Raw genomic sequence first — 18851 nt, 5'->3', positions numbered from 1 at the left:
GTCAATATGAAATCTCACTCTGTGAGAATATCTGTCGTATCCACTCCATGACGATGCAGCGACAGCGCCTCGCTGACCTGGGTCGCGGCGCCGCGCACCTCAAGGCTGATCTCCTCGATGGTCTTGCCGTTGACGAGATGGCCGGCGATCGTCACGCAGACGCTGGCGATCGGGCTCTGGCCGGCATCGAAAACAGGCGCGGCGATGCCCACCACGCCCGGCGTAACCTCGCCGAAGGCTACGGCATAACCGGCCTTTCGCACGCGTTTCAGGCTTTCCACTATCTCATCGGGCGTATTTCCAAGGCCGACCGCGCGCAATTCGTCGAACGTTCGCTCGATCATCGGCATCAAATGCCGGCGCGGCAGGAAAGCCATGATGGAACGGGCGATCGCCCCGCGCCCGAGCGGCATGGGGCGGCCGCGCGGATAGGAGCTGCGCGGGTTCTTCACCGAGGCCAGGGAATCCACGCAGAGCAACTTGTCGCCATACCAGCGCACCAGGAGTGCCGTACAACTATATCGCTCCGTGAGATTCTTCAGATGCGCCGATCCGTTGAGGATCAGCGCATCCGACTTGCGCAGCAGGTAGTCCATCTCGACCACCTTCGGCCCGAGCGTGAAGCCGGCATTGGGCATCGAGGTCAGAAGACCCGCTTCCCGCAGCGTCTTGAGGTAGCGGTAGAGGGTTGGGCGGCTATAGCCCAACTCCTCCATCAGTTCCTCGGGCGTCCATTCCAGGTGGTTCTCGCTGAAAACCTCCAGAACGGCCAGGACACGTTCGAGACTGTTGCCGCCATTCTTCGTCAAGACACCGCCTTCTCGCTCTTTCTCATCGAAGCCGCGAACTCGACCCCCATTATCGCAAGCCCGCCCAGGACGCCGACGATATCGGTATAGACGGCCCCCGGGAAGGTGCCGGCGGGGATAAGCGCGAGCAGGCCGAGAACGATGAACAGCCCCCGCCTCATCGGCGTCAGCTTGGCCACGAAATAGCCGGACAGGCCGGCCGAGACCAGCCATACGCCGAGCACCGCCGTGACGATCGCGATCGCGATCTCGACCGGCTCTCCGATCAGGATGAGCGTGGGCGAGAAGACGAACAGGAACGGTATGACGAAGGCCGACCAGCCGAACTTCATCGACGCGAAGCCGGTCGCCATGGCCGAGGCCTTGGCGATGCTCGCGGCCGCGAAGGCGGCGATGGCTATGGGCGGCGTGATCATCGACATCATCCCCAGGTAGAGAATGAACAGATGCGCGGCAACCGGGTTGATTCCCACTTCGATGAGCGCCGGCGCCACCAGTGCGGCGAGCAGGACGTAAACGCCGAGCGTCGGCAGGCCCATGCCGAGCACGATGCATATCACCGCCGAAAGGAGAAGCAGAATGAGCGGGTTGCCGCCACCGAGCTGCACCAGCGCATAGGTCAGGTTGAAGCTCAGGCCGGTGACGTTGAGGATCGCGATCACGATGCCCGCCGCCGCCGAGATCAGGATGATCTCCACCACCGCCTTGCCGGTGCCCGGTATGGTCTCCAGAAGCGACCTGATCGTCGGCCGAGCGGAATGATAGCCGAAGATCATCGAAGTCGCGATGACGACGAGGCACGACGTCAGAGCGGCCCGCTCCGGCTGCCAGTTCAAGGCGAAGAGCGCATAGATCAGCACCGCGAAGCCGAGGATGAAATGCCATCCGCCCAGCACCATGCGGCGATCGGGAATGTCGGATTCCGGCACCCGGGAGATGCCGAGGCGCGCGGCATCCAGGTCGGACTGGATGAACAGCGCCGCATAGTAGATCAGCGACGGAACCAGCGCCGCCATGACCACTTCCGCATAGGAGATCTGCAGGAACTCGGCCATCAGGAAGGCGGCCGCGCCCATGACCGGCGGCATCATCTGCCCACCGGTCGAGGCGACCGCCTCGATCGCCCCGGCCTTGTGGGCGGGATAGCCGTCGCGCTTGATCATCGGGATGGTGACGATGCCGGTCGCGACCACATTGGCGACCGCCGAGCCCGATATCGATCCGAACAATGCGGACGCCACCACCGCGATCTTCATCGAACCACCGCGGAAGCGGCCCATGCCGAGAAGCGCGGCGTCGGTGAAGAATTTGGATCCGCCGGTCGCCGCCAGAAGGTTGCCGAACAGGATGAAGGCGACGACGATCGTTGCCGCGACACTGAGCGGAAGTCCTAGGATGCCGTTGCTGTCATAGGCCATGTAGCCGGCAAGCATCTGCCAGTCCTGGGCGCGGCCGGCAAGCCGCCCCGGCATGTAGTTGCCGAACAATCCGTAGAGGATGAAGACGGCCATGATGATCACCAGCGCCCAGCCGGTCGCCCGGCGTACTGCCTCCAGGAGAAGCAGGATGACGATCGCGCCGGGAATATAGGCGCTCGGCGGGCTCGCGAAGATCAGGTTCACGACGGCGGAATAACGCAGCGTGATGTAGGCGAGCGCGGCGAACGACACCACGGCCGCGATGCAGTCGTACCAGGGAACCGTCGTGCGGTCGCTGGTGCGGTCCGCCGGCAGCATCAGGAACGCGATCGGCAGCGTGAAGGCGAGAATGCCCGCCATGAATTGCTGCGGATAGAAGGCGACGCCGAGCGCCCGCGGCACTGCCAGCGCCCAGGCGATCGCGAGCACGGTGAGGCAGACCGCGAAGATTTCGACGATCGGCCGCCAGATGGAAGGGGAAAGCCCGAGCGCGGGCTTTCCTGACAAATTCTGAGCCATCGTCATCTATTCTTTCCAGATACCGATTTCCTTGTAGTACCTGATGGCGCCGGGGTGGTATTCTGACGTCCCCGTCTCGCCCACCATCTCATCGGGGTTGAAAGCCCTGAATGGCGCGAATGTGCCGGCCATGGCCTCCTTGCTCTCATGGATAACCTTGGTCATCTGATAGACGACGTCGTCGGGCACGTTGGCGTTGGTGAAGATCACCTGCGGATAGGCGAAGAAGGTGGACTTCTCCTCAACGCCGGGCGCGTTCGGCCCCGGCTCCATGTCCGCGAAGAAGGCGACCGGCCAGAACTGGCGCGCCTTTTCCAGGTTCTCCGGCGTGTTTTCGATCGGCAGCGCCCGCAGGCCGCCGACGGCGGCATCCGCCTCGCGCACCTTGCCGGCGCCATGGGCGAAGATGAAGCCGACGCTGTCGCCGGCGATGAAGGCGTCGGCGCCGCCGACCACGCTCGGCACCTGCACCGGCTGCATGTCGGAACGCGTCATGCCGGCTGTCGCATACATCGCGTCGAGCTGCGGAAGAATGGTGTTCTGGGCGGTATAGCCGTCGACCATCGGCTTGCCGCGCAGATCGGCGATCGACTTGATGTCGGAATCCGCGCGCACGAAAATCGCCTCCACGAGCGGCATGACGAGACCGACGATCCGCAGATCCGGATTGACGGAGCCTTCGAACCACTCCTTGCCCTCGAGCGCGTAGTTCACTTCCTGCAGGTTGGCGGCGCCGAATTCGATGCCGCCGCGCGCGACGAAGGGAATGTACTGGTTGGGGCTCGTCGCCGGCTGGATGGTTGCGTTGAGGCCCGCGCGGCTTGCCGCGCTCGCCACCGCCGTCCCGATATTGTGAAAGATCGAGCCGGGATTGGACGTCGCGATGCCCACGGTCTGGGCCAAGGCGGGGCCGGCAAATGCGACCGCGGCCGCGAAAACGGCCGGGACAAAAAAGGCTTTCATGTTTCTCCTCCGGTTGCTCCTCGGCATCTCCGTTTCCAGATGATGCAAAAATCCCATAAAAAGAGATTATTGCTCCATGATGCACTTGCATTTGCCTACATTACAAGTGCATTTTTCACGCTACTGCACCAGGAGAAGCCAAGCTTCCGAGGAATTACGGCCATTTTTTGAGTTTTCCTGGGCATTGGCGAAGACCGCGCAGCGCGCGCAAACATATGAGAATATGAGATTGTGGAGGAATCGATGCTCAACTCACATCCGGCTTCACCGGACAGCGCCACCCGCGAAGGCCTGACCGGCGCGGAGAACCTCCTGCTTGGGCTGAAGCGCGCCGGCGTCGACTACGTCTTCGCCAATGCCGGCACCGATTTTCCGCCGATCATCGAGGCGCTGGCCGCGCTCGAACAGTCCTCCGTTCCCGTGCCGGTGACCGTGCCGCACGAAACCGCGGGCGTGGCGATGGCGCATGGCTACTATCTCGTCAGCGGAAAGCTGCAGGCGGCAATGGTCCATGTGAATGTCGGGCTCGCCAATTCCGCCATGGGCATGATCAACGCCGCAAGCGACAACATACCCGTGCTGATGATGTCCGGTCGCACGCCGATCACCGAAAGCGGACGGGAGGGCGCGCGCGTCACGCCGATCCAGTACGGCCAGGAAATGTACGACCAGAGCAGCCTCGTCAGCAACGTCAGCAAGTTCCACTACGAGATGCGCTATCCCGAACAGGGCGATCTCCTGGCGACACGGGCGGCGAGCCTCGCCATGAGCGAACCGCGCGGACCGGTCTATCTGAGCCTGCCGCGCGAACCGCTGATGGAAAGGATCGCGCCGAACGCGGCCCGACCCGCCGCGCATCAAGCGGCCGCAACCGCGCCCTTCCCCGATCCGGACGCGATTGCACAAGCCGCGAAATGGCTGGCGGAGGCCAAGAACCCGCTGATCATCTGCCAGCGCGGCGACACGGAAGGCCGCGCGGCCGAGGCCATCTCGAAACTTGCCCACGCTCATGCCATTCCCGTCGTCGAGCCGTTCTCCATTCGCAACGTCATGGCCTCCGACGATCCGATGTTCCTCGGCTACGACGTGAAGGGGCCGATCGCGGAAGCCGACGTCATCCTCGTCGTCGACAGCGGCGTGCCGTGGATGGAATCGCTACACAGGCCCTCGGACCAGACCAGGGTGATCCACCTTGCTCCCGATCCGCTCTTCCAGCGCATGCCTATCCGCGGCTACCAGGCCGACCTTGCGATAACCGGAGAGGCAGCGGCCGGCATCGAGGCGCTGCGCCGCGCGATGGAACCGCTGGCCGGCGACAATCGCGAACGCCGTGCGGCGATAGCCGGGCGCTCTCAGGAGCGGCTCGCGGCGGCGGCCGCCCTCGTTCAGCAGGGCAAGGCGAGCCCGATGAGCGCGGAATGGATGAGCCACTGCATTTCACAGGCCATGGACGAGCGCGCGGTGGTATTCGGCGAGCTCGGCGTCGTCGCCGGGGCGATGCGGGTCGAAGGTCCCAATCGCATTTTCAACAATCCGCATTCCGGCGGCCTCGGCTGGGCGCTGCCCGCCGCGCTCGGCGCGCAGCTCGCCGACCGCGAACGTCTGGTGATCGCCTGCATCGGCGACGGCTCCTACATGTTCGCCAACCCGGTCGCCTGCCACCAGATCGCCGAGGCGCTGGAGCTTCCGATCCTGACGATCATCAAGAACAACGGACTGTGGAACGCGGTGCGCCGTTCGGTCGTCAGCGCGTATCCGGGCGGCGCGGCGGCGAAGGCCAACCAGATGCCGCTGACCTCGCTGGAGCCGGCGCCGGACTACACCATGGTCGCCGCGGCCAGTCGCGCCTATACCGAGCGCGTCGAGCATGGCGAGGACTTGCCCGCCGCGCTCGAGCGTGCCATCGGGGTGATAAGGAAGGAGCGCCGGCAGGCGGTTCTCGAGCTGCGGATCGCCGTTTCCGACCGCAACTGAACGACAAATGCCCGAGACAGGCGAGAGCACATCAGGACATGACCATCGACCTGGCGCAGTTCGCGCTGATCTTCGTGTGCCTCGCCATGGGCGGCGTGCTCAAGGGCGCGACGGGGGCCGGCGCGCCGATCCTCGCCGTGCCGGCGCTCGCCATGGTCTTCGACGTCAAGTTCGCCGTCGTCGTCATGCTGATGCCGAACCTGCTCACCAATATGTGGCAGGGCTGGCTCTTTCGCGCCCACAGGCTGCCGTCGGCGTTCGTCTGGAGCTTCGCGCTCGCCGGCGGCGCCGGCGCCCTGATCGGCACCTTCATGCTCGCCTCCTTCTCTCCGGCCATCCTGTCGATGATCGTCGCGGCCGCCGTGCTTTTCTACGTACTCCTGCGCATCGGCAAGCCGAATTGGAAGATCGCCTATCCCTTCGCCGAGCGCCTGAGCATCCCCGCCGGCATGATCGCCGGCATGCTGCAGGGCTCGTCCGGCATCTCCGCACCCGTCTCGATCACCTTTCTCAACGCAATACGGCTGGAGCGGCCGTTCTTCATTTCCACGATCTCGGTTTTCTTTGCCGTCATGACCGCGTTGCAGATCGCCTCGCTCGGCTATGTCGGCATCCTCTCGTGGAAAGGACTCGCCATCAGCCTCGCGGCCATGGCGCCGATACTTGCCTTCATGCCGGTCGGCTCCGCTCTCGCCCGCCGCTTCTCCAAGGAAACCTTCGACCGCGCGATCCTCATCCTGCTCAGCCTGCTCTCGGTGAAGCTGATCTACGAGGCGCTTTTCTCCTAAAGCGTGCCGGCTCCGAGATCGAGACCGGTCAGTTCCCGGTTTCCAGCGCCAGGGAACCACCCTCGCTGGGCGATTTTCGCGGAACGTCCGATTCCGGCTCCTCCACTCGGAACCACGCGACATAAAGCGCCGGCAGGAAAAGCAAGGTCAGCACGGTCGCAAAGGCGAGCCCGCCGACGATGGTGAACGCCATCGGCCCCCAGAACACGTCGCGCATGATCGGCACCATGCCGAGGATCGCGGCGGCAGCCGTCAGCAGGATCGGTCGCAGGCGGTGAAGCGCGGCCTCCACCACGGCGGTCCAGGGATCGGCGCCGGCGGCACGGTTGTGCTCTATCTGGTCGACGAGGATGACGGAGTTGCGGATGATCATGCCCACGAGGGCGATGAGGCCGAGAATGGCGACGAAGCCGAGCGGCGAGCCGGTGAGAAGCAGCGCGACGACGACGCCGATCACGCCCAGCGGCGCCACGCTGATGACCAGGAACAGGCGCGAGAAGCTCTGAAGCTGGATCATCAGCACGATCAGCATCAGCATGACCATCAACGGCACCTTTGCCAGCAGGGAGGCGTTGCTCGAAGCGCTCTTCTCGACGGTGCCGCCCTCGACGATCGCGGCGCCGGGCGGCAATGAGCCGCCGATCTCGTCGATCTGCGCGGCGAGACGCTGGTAGACGGTCGGCGCTTCGAGCCCCGGTGCCGTATCGGCCTGGACGGTTATCGTCGGCAGACGGTCGCGCCGCCAGATATAGCCGTCGTCGAGCGTGTAGCTCAGCGACGCGATCTCGGCGAGCGGCACGGCGCCGCCGGTCGGCAGGTTCACCTGCATGTTGCGCAGCGTGTCGAGCGACAGACGGTCCTCGTCGCCGGCGCGGGCAAGCACGTCGACGAGATAGATGGAATCGCGAATTTCGGTCACCGGCGCGCCGTTGAAGACCGTGTAGAGAAGCTCGGAGAGCGCAAGCGAGCTCAGCCCGAGCTGGCGCACCCGGTCCTGGTTGACGATGAGGCGAACGGTCTTGTTCTTTTCGCTCCAGTCGAGATTGACGGTACGCGCCGCATTCGACGCGCGCAGTGCATCGGCCACGCGCCCGGCGATGTCGCGGGCCTCGTCCGGCGTCGAGGCGCTCACCCTGTACTGCACCGGCCAACCCACGGGCGGGCCGAGTTCGAGCGGCGACACGCGCGCAAGCACATTGTCGAAACCCGTGGCGAATGCGTTCTCGAGCTTCGCCCGCAACCGGTCGCGCTCCTCCAACCCCTTGGTGACGATCACGAACTGGGCGAGGAAATCATTGTCGAGCTGCACGTCCAGCGGAAGATAGAAGCGTACCGCGCCGCCGCCGATCGTCGACGAATAGCGCTCGATATCGGCATCCCCTTCGATCAGCTTCTCGACCGCGTCCACCTGCTCCGCCGTGGCGAAGATCGAGGCGTTCTTGGGCAAGGTCAGCGTTACCAGCAGCTCGGGCCGGTCGGATGCCGGGAAGAACTGCCTCTGCACGAATTGCTGCGCGAACAGCGCAGCGACGAACAGCGCCAAAGTCACCGCGATCGTCAAATAGCGATGGCGCATGCAGCCGACGAGCACGCGATGGAAGCTCCCGCGGAACCGCGCCACGAAGCCCGAATCCTTCTTCTTGGTGAGTTGCGAAGGCAGAACCGTCACGCCGATCACCGGCGCGAAGATCACGGCGACGAACCACGAAGACAGAAGCGCCAGCGTCATGACGGCGAAGAGAGAGAAGCAGTATTGGCCGACCATGCTGTCGGCAAAGCCGACGGGCAGGAAGCCGAAGAGCGTCACCAATGTGCCGGTCAGCATCGGAAAGGCGGTGGAGATATAGGCGAAGGTGGCCGCCTTCAGCTTCTCCATCCCCTCCTCTATTTTCGAAACCATCATCTCGATCGTGATCATCGCGTCGTCGACGAGGAGCCCGAGGGCGATGATGAGCGCGCCGAGCGATACACGCTGGAGACTGATCCCGAGCATTTCCATTCCGAGAAAGACGATGGAGAGAACGAGCGGGATCGACAGCGCCACCACGAGGCCGGCGCGCAGGCCGAGGCTCAGGAAGCTGACCGCGAGCACGATGGCGATCGCCTCGAAGAGCGCACGCGTGAAGCCGCCGATCGCCTGACTGACCACTTGCGGCTGGTCCGAGACGAGAACGATGTCGGCGCCGATTGGAAATTGCTGCTGCAATTGCGCGGCCGCTTTGTTCAACCCTTCGCCGAAGGTCAGATTGTTGCCGCCGGAACGCATCGAGACGGCGATGCCGATCGCCGCCTTGCCGTTGACGCGGAACATTTTCGACGGGGGGTCGGCATAACCGCGCGTGATCGTCGCCAGCTCGGTCAGCGGATAGAACCGGCCGTTGACGAACAAGTTGATCGCCTCGATCCCGCGCTCGCTCTCGATCGCGCCGGAGACCTCGACGAGAATGTTCTCCTGCCGGGTGGAGATGACGCCGGCTGGCGCGACCGCGTTCTGGTCGCCGATGGCGGCGAGCACCTGGTTGAAGTTCAACCCGAGCGCCGCAAGCTTCGCCGGCGAGAAGGAGAGATAGATCTTCTCGTCTTGCGCGCCGAAAAGCTCGACCTTGCCGACATCCGCCACGCGCAGGAAGCTCGAGCGCGCCGTCTCGGCGAAATCCCTGGCCTCGCGCTGGGAAAACCCGTCGACCGTCAGGCCGTAGACATTGCCGAAGACGTCGCCGAACTCGTCGTTGAAGAACGGGCCGCGTACACCGTCGGGCAGCGTCTGCGCGATATCCGAGACCTTCTTGCGGACTTCGTACCAGATCCAGGGAATGTCCTCGGCGTCGACGGATTCGCGCAGGTTGACGAAGACCACGGACACGCCCGGCTTGGTGAAGCTGCGGATGAAGTCGAGATTGGGCGTTTCCTGAAGCTTCTTCTCGATGCGGTCGGTGACCTGCAGCATCGTGTCGCCGGTGGTGGCGCCCGGCCAGACGGTCTGCACCACCATGGTCTGGATCGCGAAGTCGGGGTCTTCCTGACGTCCGAGATTGAAGAAGGAAAGAACCCCGCCGACGAGACAGATGATCATGAAGAACAGGACGAGCGTGCGGTGCCGGACCGCCCAATCGGACAGGTTGAAGCGGGTCATTGCGCGGCCGCTTTCTGGACGGTCACCTTCTGGCCGTCGGTGAGCGAGTTGACGCCCGCGGTCACCACCAGATCGCCCTTCTCCAGCCCGTCCGAAATGATCACGCCGTCGGCCTCGTAACGCAGGACGGTGACCGCGCGTTTCGCGACCTCGCCCGCGGGCTGGGAAACGACCCAGACCTGCGGCTCCGAGCCCGTTTGCAGCAGGGCGGTGCTCGGCACCCGCACCATCAGCCCGCCCTCCACTTCCGCATGCCCGACGACGATCGCGCCGAGGCGCATATCGGCGGGAGCGTCCGGCAGCGAGACCTTGACCTGATACGTGCCGGTGACAGGATCGGCGTTCGGCGCCACCTCGCGCAGCGTTCCGGCGGTCGTCTCGGACGGCTTGTCCTGGAGCCACACCTTCACCGGCATGCCGATCTGCGCATAGGCCACGTGCTGGGGCGCGATCGCGAAGACCGCGTCGCGTTCGCCATGCTGGGCGAGTTCGACCACGGTCTGTCCGGCTGCGACGACTTGCCCGACATCGGCGGCGGTGGCCGTGACGACCCCGTCGGTCGGCGCGAGAAGCTGGGTGTATTTCAACTGGTCGTCGGCCAGCTTCAGATTGGCCGAGGCGCCGTTGAGCTGCGCCTGCGCGCCCTGCAGCGCCTGGAGGGCCGCCTCATATTGCTGGCGCGTGGCGAAGCCGTCCTCCAGCAGTTTCTTGAGCCGGCTTTCCTGCGGGGAGGCCTGATCGACCGTGGCTTGAGCCGCCGAGACCTGCGCCTGGGCCGCGACGACCTTGTTCTGGAAATCCGTCGGATCGATCCGCGCGATGAGGTCGCCGGCCGCAACCGAAGTACCGACGTTGACGGGCCGCTCGGTCAAGCGCCCGGCAACGAGGAAGCCGACGCTGGCCGTGCTGCGCGCCTCTATGCGCCCGCTTCCCTGCGCGGCCGCGAGGGGCGCGTTCTGGGGATCGATTTCCACGACGCGGACGGCACGCGGAGGTTGCGGCTGTTCGGCCTCTTGCGAGCAGCCGGCTATCGCGAGGAAGGAAAGCAGAGACGAAATCGCCGTGGCGCGGGACCAGTTGCTCATGTCCAACCTCACTCCCTTTCAGGGGAAAATCGTCAGGCATAGTCTCGGCGCCGATACTAATAGGCGAAATCGAAAAGACGCAAGAAGATAAACCGGCATTCAAAGCTCCTTTTCCATTAGCAGAAACTAACAAACCAGAATGGACTGCAAAGTCCCGGGTATTACCATAATTATCATGATGTTAACTGCGGATTTGACAGAAAAGCTTCTGGACAATCCGCCATTTCAAGTGCAGGATCGAAGTTACGGGGAAATGGAAGGGGTCATTCACGCTCTGACGCATCATTTGGCGAGGAGAGGAGAATGGACGTGCCGCAGAGCCAGCGAAATCGGCGGATTTTCTGCCGGGACACGATAGCCGCCAGCCTTTCTCATATGCATTCACCGAACACGACGCAGATAGCCGGTTAAAATCTGCGGTTGCGAAGATAGATGCCTCGCGGATGCCCCCTGGTCCGTCAACGGACTGCCGCTCACTGTTTGAAAATACATCGCTCCAACGGGGCGCGGACAGGAGTCGCACCATGAAACACAAGTCCCCTTTCGACATCTTCTACGATGATTTCAACGAGGAAATCCCCGAGGATCGCTTCCCCCGCAAGAGCATCTCCGCCTTTGCCGCCGAGGCGATCGTCAACAGCGAAGCCTGGTCGGATTCGCAACCGGTGATGAATCTTTCGTCCTTCGTGACCACCTTCACCGAGCCCGAGGCGCTGGAAGTCGGCCGGAGAAACTTCCTCAAGAACTACATCGACCACGACATGTACCCGCAGCTCTTCGCCATGGAGAGCCGCATGGTGCGATGGCTGCACGAGCTCTGGAACGGTCCGAAGGGCGTGGAGCCCTACGGTACGGCCACCGTTGGCTCTTCGGAGGCCTGCATGCTCGCCGGCCTCGCCCACAAATGGAACTGGCGGCAGGCGCGGGAGGCCGCCGGCAAGGATGGTTCGAAGCCCAACCTGGTCACCGGCGGCAACGTCCAGATCGTCTGGAAGAAGTTCATGCGCTATTTCGACGTCGAGCCTCGCATCGCGCCCTTGAAGCCGGGCAATTACCGGCTGACGACCGAGCACCTCGACGAACTGGTCGACGAGAACACGATCGCCGTCGTCGCCATCGCGGGCCAGACCTTCACGGGCGAGGACGACGATTTCCAGGAAATCCACGACTGGCTGGACGCCTACGAGAAACGCACCGGCATCAGCATTCCCATGCATGTCGACGGCGCCTCCGGCGGCTTCGTCAACCCGTTCCTCTATCCGGACTACAAATGGGATTTCCGCTTGCCGCGCGTCCAGTCGATCAATGCGTCCGGGCACAAATACGGGCTGGTGCCCCCCGGCCTCGGCTGGATCGTCTTTAGGGAGCGCAAGATCTTCAACGAGGATCTCGTCTTCTACGTGAACTATCTCGGTGGCGAGATGCCGACGGCGACCCTCAACTTCAGCCGCAACGCGGCGCAGATCGCCTACCAGTACTACACCATCGTGCGCCTCGGCTTCGACGGCTACAAGGAGATCATGCAGCACACGGTCGACAACGCGCAGCATCTGCGCGAGCTGCTCGTCCAAAGCGGCTATTTCGAGATCATGAACAAGACCCAGCGCATTCCCGTCGTCGCGCTGACGCTCAAGGACGAGTTCAAGAACTTCAACGAATTCGACGTCTCGGCCAAGGTGCGCGAGCGCGGCTGGGTGCTCTCCGCCTACTCGATGCCGCCAAACGCGGAATCGGTGAACAGCCTGCGCGTCGTGGTGCGCCCGCATCTCAACTTGAACGTCATCAACGGGCTGGCCAAGGACATCATCCACGCCTGCGACTGGCTGAAGCAGCATGGCGGCACCTCGACACCGCCGAAGCTTCACCACCACGAGGTGACGACCGTCAGCAAATGCTGACCATGCGCCTACTTCGGTTTTTCAGGACGACTTCACGTCATTTCGGGTCCGGAGGACGATCGTGAACAAGACCATTACCGTCTCAGCACTGGGATTCATGACCGCGGCATCCATCGTCACCAGCCTGCGCGGCCTGCCGATGATGGCCAAGGAAGAAATGGAAATGTTCTTCTACATCGGTTTCGCGGTCATCCTCTTCCTCATTCCGGCAGGTCTGGTGGCCGCCGAACTCGGCGGCGCCTTCGGCAACCGCGAGGGTGGAATTTACGTCTGGGTGGGCGAGGCATTCGGCAAGCCAGTCGGCTTCATCGCCATCTTTCTCTCCTGGGTGCAGAACATCGTCTTCTATCCCACCGGGCTTAGCTTTGCCGCGGCCGCGCTCGCCTTTACCTTCGGTGCGCCCGACCTGGCCAACAACAACATCTATGTCGGCCTCTTCACCGTCGTCGCGTTCTGGCTGTGCACCCTAGTCGCGCTTGTCAGCACCCAGTTTGCCGCCAAGGTCACCCAATACGGCTTCATCCTCGGCACCGCGATACCCGGCCTCATCCTGATCGGAGCCTGCCTGTGGTGGGTGATGTCGGGCCACACCATCGGGTGGAACGTCGCCACCGATCCGTCGGTTGCCGTGGCCACCGACGGGCATCCCCACCCGCGCTGGTTCCCCTATGTCACCAGCCTGGGAGGCCTCGCATTCCTCGCCGGCATCCTGCTCAGCTTCGCCGGGGTCGAATCGCAGGCGGTCCACACCAACGAGTTGCGCAATCCCAAGACCGGCTATCCGGTCGTCATCATGATCGCCGCCCTGGTCTCCTTTGCTATATTCACGCTCGGCGCATTGGCGATCGCCGGTATCCTCCGTTACGAGCAGATCAACCTCCAGACCGGCGTCTTCGATGCATTCTCGACCGTTTTCACCGCGATGCTCGGCTCGACCTGGCCGGTTCCGGTCCTGAGCCTGCTCATCTGCTACGGCGCGCTCGGCGGCGTCCTCGCCTGGATCACGGGACCGAGCCGCGGCCTGCTCGCCACGGCCCACGACGGCAAGCTGCCGCCATGGATGCAGAAAACCACCAAGACGGGCGTGCAGAAGAACATCCTGATCATCCAGGGTATCGTCGTCACCGCCCTGTCGTCGATCTATCTGGTCGTGACCGATGTCTCCGTGGTGTTCTTCCTCATCACGGCGATGGCCGTCAGCCTCTACATCATCGTCTATCTGTTGATGTATGCCGCCGCGATCCGGCTTCGTTACACCCAGCCCGATCTGGAACGTTCCTTCAAAGTCCCGGGTGGCAATGTCGGCATGTGGCTCGTGGCGGGAATCGGCTTCGCAGCCGTGGCGTTCGCCTTCGTGCTCGCCTTCGTCCCACCGGATCAACTGCCCATAGGCAATCCCGCCATCTACGTCGCCCTCGTCGCCGGCGGTGCCATCATCTTCACCGCCGCTCCCATCGTGCTCGAATGGTTCCGCAAGGATAGCTGGCTTCCGCCCGAGGACCGGGCGGCGCGCCTCGCTTCCGGGCGTGTTCCTCCCCCGGAACGACGAGCCTTGTCCGAAAAGAAGGCCCACGCTCATGGTTGATCTCCACGAGGCCGCCCGAAAAGTCCTGAGGACCGTTCGCCCGCACATCGGCGAAGGCAAGGTCGCCACCTACATCCCGGCCCTCGGCGAGGTCGATCCGAAGCAGTTCGGCTTCGCGGTGGCGAGCGTCGATGGTGACGTTTACGGCGTCGGCGATCAGGACGTCCGCTTCTCGCTGCAGAGCATCTCCAAGGTGTTCACCCTCGCTCTCGTTCTGAGCCACGACGACGAGGCGATCTGGAAGCGCGTCCATCGCGAGCCATCCGGCAGCGCGTTCAACTCCCTGTTCCAGCTCGAGTTCGAGAAGGGCATTCCGCGCAACCCCTTCATCAATGCCGGCGCCATAGTCGTCACCGACCAATTGCTCGCCGATACGGGAGACGCGCTCGGCTCGCTGCGTGGCCTGCTGCGCGCCGAGACCGGCAACCCCGACCTGCACGTCGACAGCGTCACCGCCGCCTCCGAATCCGAGACCGGGCATCGCAACAGGGCGCTCGCCCATCTGATGGCCGACTTCGGAAACATGCTCAATCCCGTCGAGCATGCCCTCGACCACTATTTCAGGCAGTGTTCGATCACGATCAGCGCGCAGGAACTCGCCCGTGCCGGGCTCCTGCTCGCCCGGCACGGTCTGCGCGCCGACGGATCGAGGCTGCTGACGCCGAAGGACGCACGCCGCATCGTGTCGCTGATGCTCACCTGCGGCCCCTACGATGCGGCCGGCGAATTCGCCTACCGCATCGGCCTGCCCTGCAAAAGTGGCGTCGGTGGCGGCATACTTGCCGTCGTTCCCGATCGTTGCGCCGCTGTCGCCTGGGGACCAGGCCTGGACGAGCACGGCAATTCTGTCACCGCCGCCCTTGCCCTCGACACCTTCGATTCCCTCACCGGCTGGTCGATCTTCTAGCTGGCATCGCTCGGCATATTCGGCCATGTCGCGGGACCGCTCCTCACCTTGACCGTCGCGACCTCGGAACCGGCGGCCGCCGCACTGATGCGAGCGGCGGCGCGCCTTCGGCATCCCATCGCTCCTTGGCATCGCGGATTCCGCCGGTTCTCGATTTCCGTACCTGTTTTTCGATAGCCAAATTCTCTACGATCCAGACATGCGAATTATGCCCGTATTATCTTGTTTTCGGCATGTTGACGCCTGCATATCGACCATGCCATCTTCATGAAAATTGAGGAACGAGCCTGAGAGGAAAGGCTCGCGGCGCCCCAGGCGGCATCGTCGAAACGAGATCGGCGGCAGAGGCGGGAGGAGCACGTCCAGCCCTGACGCCGCAAGACAGGATCAGGCAGCGCCTTGGAGGAGGAGCCGCAGCCCATGAACATATTCTTCCAGCAGGTTCTTAACGGACTGACGCTCGGCAGCGTCTACAGCCTGGTCGCGCTTGGGCTGACGCTCGTCTACGGCATCCTGCACATTCCGAATTTCGCCCATGGCGCGTTCTACATGGTCGGCGCCTATATATCGTTCTATCTTGCCGGGTCGTTCGGGCTGAACTTCTGGCTGGCGATGCTCTGCTCGGCGGCGGCGGTCGCGGTGCTGGCGATGCTTTCGGAACGGCTGATCTTCCATCCATTGCGCAATGCGCCGGCGCTCCACGACATGATCGCGGCCATCGGGCTGCTGCTCTTCCTCGAAGCCGTGGTGCAGGCGATCTGGGGGGCCGATTTCCACAGGCTGCCGGCCCCCTATACGCAGATATTGCGCTTCGCGGACCTGACCGCGCCCGCCCAGCGCATCCTGATCATCGTCGCAGCTTTCATTCTGATGATCGGGCTGCAGATATTCCTGCGCAGGACGACGACCGGCTCCACCATCGTCGCGATGGCGCAGAACCGGGAGGGCGCCGCGCTCGTCGGCATCGATCCGGTGAAGGTATCGCTGCTGACCTTCGCCATTTCCGGCGCGCTCGCCGCGGTGGCCGCGACGCTCTTCGCGCCGATCAACCTGATCTTCCCGGCGATGGGGCACCTCGTCATCCTCAAGGCCTTCGTGATCATCATCCTTGGCGGAATGGGATCGATACCCGGTGCCATCGTCGGCGGCATGATCATCGGCTTCGCGGAAGCCTTCGGCGCCTTCTACATCTCGCCCGCCTACAAGGACATCATCGCCTTCGCGCTCCTCGTGATCATCCTTTCCCTGCGGCCGCAAGGCCTGTTCCCAAGCGAGGTGCGCTAATGAAGCTCGACAGCCGTCTCGAATACGGGCTCTACGCCGCACTGCTCGCGATCGCCGTCGCCTTTCCGTTCCTGGCCTCGAACGAATACCAGGTCTATGTGATGGCGCTCGCCTTCATCTGGGCGATCGCGGCGATGGGTCTCAACATCATCGTCGGCTATACCGGCCAGCTCAACCTCGCCCATGCCGGCTTCATGGCCATCGGCGCCTACACGGTCGGGCTTCTGACGGTGGACTACGGCGTGCCGTTCTGGATCGCCTTCCTGCTCGCCGGTCCGCTCGCCGCGCTTCTCGGTTTTCTCGGCGGGCTGCTCTCGCTGCGACTGAAGACCCACTTCTTCTCCATCTTCACGCTGTGCGTCGGCTACATCATCTATCTGCTGATCGAAAAGTGGGACACGCTCACCCACGGCACGGTCGGCGTCATCGGCATTCCGGCGCCCTCCCCGATCGGCCCGTTCACCTTCGACAACACGCGCTCGGTCTATTTCCTCGTGCTCGCCTTCCTGGTGCTGGCCATCTTCGTGAAGCGCCGGATCGTCCGCTCGCTCGTGGGGCGCTCCTTCGTCGCCATCCGCAACTCCGACGAGCTCGCGGAGGCGCTCGGCATAAACCTGATGCGCACCAAGGTCCTCGCTTTCACGTTGTCGACCTTCTACGCCGGATTGGCCGGCGGTCTCTTTGCCGGTTTCGTGCGCTTTCTCGGACCGGACCTCGCGCGCGAGTACCACACCTTCGACATGGTCGCCTTCGTGCTCGTCGGCGGCATCGGCACGCTGATGGGGCCGGTTCTCGGCGCCATTGCGCTTACCTGGATCACGCAGTCGCTGCAGTTCCTGGAAACCTACCGCATGATCGTGTTCGGGCCGCTGCTGATCCTGCTCGTGATGTTCTGGCCCAACGGCATCATCGGCACCTACACGCGTTGGCAGGCGAGGCGGCGCGAGAGCGGCGGCGCTGCCAGCGCGGCAAAGCGCAAGTCCAAGGAACTCCACGACGAGGCGCGCGCCAATGTCTGAGATCATCATCGAGACCAGGGCCCTGACCAAGCGATTCGGCGGCTTGAACGCGGTCAAGGACGTCGACGCGCGGATCGAGCGCGGCAAGATCACGGCCATCATCGGCCCCAATGGCGCCGGCAAGACCACCTTCTTCAACCTCGTGAGCGGGACCTTCCCCCTGACCTCCGGCGAACTCCGCTTCGAGGGGGAGAAAGTCGACGGGAAGCGCCCCGACGAGATGGCGAGGCTGGGGATCGCGCGCACCTTCCAGACGACCAGCCTGTTCGACGGCGCGACCGTGATGGACAACCTCATCGTCGGCCATCGATTGCGTACCCGCTCGGGTCTTTTCGATGCGATCTTCCAGACGGCGCGGCTGCGCGAGGACGAACGCATCTGCCGCGACAAGGCCGAGGAAGCGCTCGATTTCGTCGGCCTGCGCCACATAGCCAACCGGCTGGCGGCGGACGTGACCCAGGAGGAGCGCAAGCGCATCGCCTTCGCGCTGGCCCTGGCGACCGATCCGAAAGTCCTCCTCCTCGACGAGCCGGCGGGCGGCGTCAATCCGGAGGAAACCGCCGGGCTTGCCGACCTGATCCGCAAGATGGCGGCGTCAGGCCTCACCATCTGCCTCATCGAGCACAAGATGGACATGGTCATGGGATTGGCCGACCACATCATCGTCCTCGACCACGGGGTGAAGATCGCCGACGGCAGCCCTGGCGAGATCAGATCGAACCCTCTCGTGATCGAAGCCTATCTTGGAGCGGGCCACGATGCTGCAGCTTGAAGACGTGAAGCTGAATTACGGAAGCTTCCGGGCTCTCGACGGCATCAACCTCTCCGTGCGCGAAGGCGAGCTGGTGGTGATGCTCGGCGCCAACGGCGCCGGCAAGAGCTCGATGTTCCTGGCGATCTCCGGCCTGCGCAAGCTCAGCGGCGGCAAGGTCAGGCTTGCCGGCACCGACATTACGCGCGCCTCGCCCAACACGATCGTCTCGCGCGGCCTCGTCCAATGTCCTGAGGGCCGCAAGCTCTTCGCGAGCATGAGCGTCGAGCGCAACCTGATGCTCGGCGGCTATGTCCACAGGGCGGACAAGGCAGGGCTCAAGACCCGGCTCGAGGAAATCTACGAGATGTTCCCGATCCTTCGGGAAAAACGCGACGACCATGCAGGCTCGCTGTCGGGCGGCCAGCAGCAGATGGTGGCGATCGGCCGCGCCCTGATGGGCAGGCCCAAGCTCCTCCTGCTCGACGAGCCGTCGCTGGGCCTCGCGCCGCTGGTCGTGCGCCAGGTGCTGGATACGATCAAGTCGATCAACGCCGGCGGCACGACCGTGCTTCTGGCCGAACAGAATGCCTACGCGGCTCTCCAGATCGCCGACCGCGGCTATGTGATGGAGAGCGGGCGCGTGGTGCTGGAAGGGAGCCGGGAAGAGCTCCTCAACAATGAAACGGTTCGCCGAGCCTATATCGGCGGCTAGTCG

The 18851-nt window shown here is 63.8% G+C and carries 14 protein-coding genes; 9 read left to right on the top strand and 5 right to left on the bottom strand.

Annotated features, from left to right (window positions below):
- Positions 1-14 precede the first annotated feature (14 nt).
- From XW59_RS26390 to XW59_RS26380, 3 genes are read right to left on the bottom strand one after another with little or no spacing between them, the layout of a single operon-like run.
- The gene (locus tag XW59_RS26390; protein ID WP_047148388.1) at positions 15-809 is read right to left on the bottom strand and encodes an IclR family transcriptional regulator; all 795 of its coding nucleotides are present in this window, start codon (positions 807-809) and stop codon (positions 15-17) included.
- On the bottom strand, positions 806-2752 hold the full coding sequence (locus tag XW59_RS26385) for a TRAP transporter fused permease subunit (protein ID WP_246666230.1): 1947 nt from the start codon (positions 2750-2752) through the stop codon (positions 806-808). Before XW59_RS26385 ends, XW59_RS26390 begins: the two co-directional genes overlap by 4 nt.
- Positions 2753-3709: a TAXI family TRAP transporter solute-binding subunit gene (locus tag XW59_RS26380; protein WP_047148460.1), complete on the bottom strand. Its 957-nt coding sequence runs from the start codon at positions 3707-3709 to the stop codon at positions 2753-2755.
- Between the two features lie 243 nt (positions 3710-3952).
- Here XW59_RS26380 and XW59_RS26375 point away from each other — a divergent pair, with 243 nt between their 5' ends.
- Positions 3953-5683, top strand: coding sequence for a thiamine pyrophosphate-requiring protein (locus tag XW59_RS26375; protein WP_047148459.1), 1731 nt, complete (start codon positions 3953-3955; stop codon positions 5681-5683).
- 38 nt (positions 5684-5721) lie between these two features.
- Complete coding sequence (locus XW59_RS26370) at positions 5722-6471, top strand: sulfite exporter TauE/SafE family protein (protein WP_047148387.1); 750 nt, start codon at positions 5722-5724, stop codon at positions 6469-6471.
- Between the two features lie 28 nt (positions 6472-6499).
- Here XW59_RS26370 and XW59_RS26365 read toward each other — a convergent pair whose 3' ends face one another.
- Both XW59_RS26365 and XW59_RS26360 read right to left on the bottom strand, forming a co-directional pair.
- Positions 6500-9604 carry an efflux RND transporter permease subunit gene (locus XW59_RS26365; protein ID WP_047148386.1) on the bottom strand — a complete coding sequence of 1035 codons (3105 nt, stop codon included), beginning with the start codon at positions 9602-9604 and terminating at the stop codon, positions 6500-6502.
- Entirely contained in the window at positions 9601-10689 is a 1089-nt protein-coding gene (locus XW59_RS26360) for an efflux RND transporter periplasmic adaptor subunit (protein ID WP_047148385.1), read from the bottom strand. Before XW59_RS26360 ends, XW59_RS26365 begins: the two co-directional genes overlap by 4 nt.
- 524 nt (positions 10690-11213) lie before the next feature.
- Between XW59_RS26360 and XW59_RS26355 the strand changes: the two genes are divergently transcribed.
- The 7 genes from XW59_RS26355 to XW59_RS26325 all read left to right on the top strand — a co-directional run bounded on the left by XW59_RS26355 (position 11214) and on the right by XW59_RS26325 (position 18848).
- On the top strand, positions 11214-12587 hold the full coding sequence (locus XW59_RS26355) for a glutamate decarboxylase (protein WP_047148384.1): 1374 nt from the start codon (positions 11214-11216) through the stop codon (positions 12585-12587).
- A gap of 61 nt (positions 12588-12648) precedes the next feature.
- Positions 12649-14172 (top strand): amino acid permease, encoded by a 1524-nt coding sequence (locus XW59_RS26350; RefSeq protein WP_206077757.1) that lies wholly within the window; start codon positions 12649-12651, stop codon positions 14170-14172.
- Entirely contained in the window at positions 14165-15079 is a 915-nt protein-coding gene (locus XW59_RS26345) for a glutaminase (RefSeq protein WP_047148383.1), read from the top strand. The genes XW59_RS26350 and XW59_RS26345 overlap by 8 nt, the downstream gene beginning before the upstream one ends.
- A gap of 420 nt (positions 15080-15499) precedes the next feature.
- The gene (locus XW59_RS26340) at positions 15500-16363 is read left to right on the top strand and encodes a branched-chain amino acid ABC transporter permease (protein ID WP_047148382.1); all 864 of its coding nucleotides are present in this window, start codon (positions 15500-15502) and stop codon (positions 16361-16363) included.
- On the top strand, positions 16363-17382 hold the full coding sequence (locus XW59_RS26335; RefSeq protein ID WP_047148381.1) for a branched-chain amino acid ABC transporter permease: 1020 nt from the start codon (positions 16363-16365) through the stop codon (positions 17380-17382). The genes XW59_RS26340 and XW59_RS26335 overlap by 1 nt, the downstream gene beginning before the upstream one ends.
- Positions 17375-18154, top strand: coding sequence for an ABC transporter ATP-binding protein (locus tag XW59_RS26330; protein WP_206077760.1), 780 nt, complete (start codon positions 17375-17377; stop codon positions 18152-18154). The genes XW59_RS26335 and XW59_RS26330 overlap by 8 nt, the downstream gene beginning before the upstream one ends.
- Positions 18141-18848: an ABC transporter ATP-binding protein gene (locus XW59_RS26325; RefSeq protein ID WP_047148380.1), complete on the top strand. Its 708-nt coding sequence runs from the start codon at positions 18141-18143 to the stop codon at positions 18846-18848. Before XW59_RS26330 ends, XW59_RS26325 begins: the two co-directional genes overlap by 14 nt.
- Positions 18849-18851 lie beyond the last annotated feature (3 nt).

The organism is Aquamicrobium sp. LC103, from assembly GCF_001014615.2.
Lineage (GTDB): Bacteria > Pseudomonadota > Alphaproteobacteria > Rhizobiales > Rhizobiaceae > LBCQ02.
Note: the sequence above shows the minus strand (reverse complement) of the source record. Positions and strands in the feature narration are given on the sequence as shown.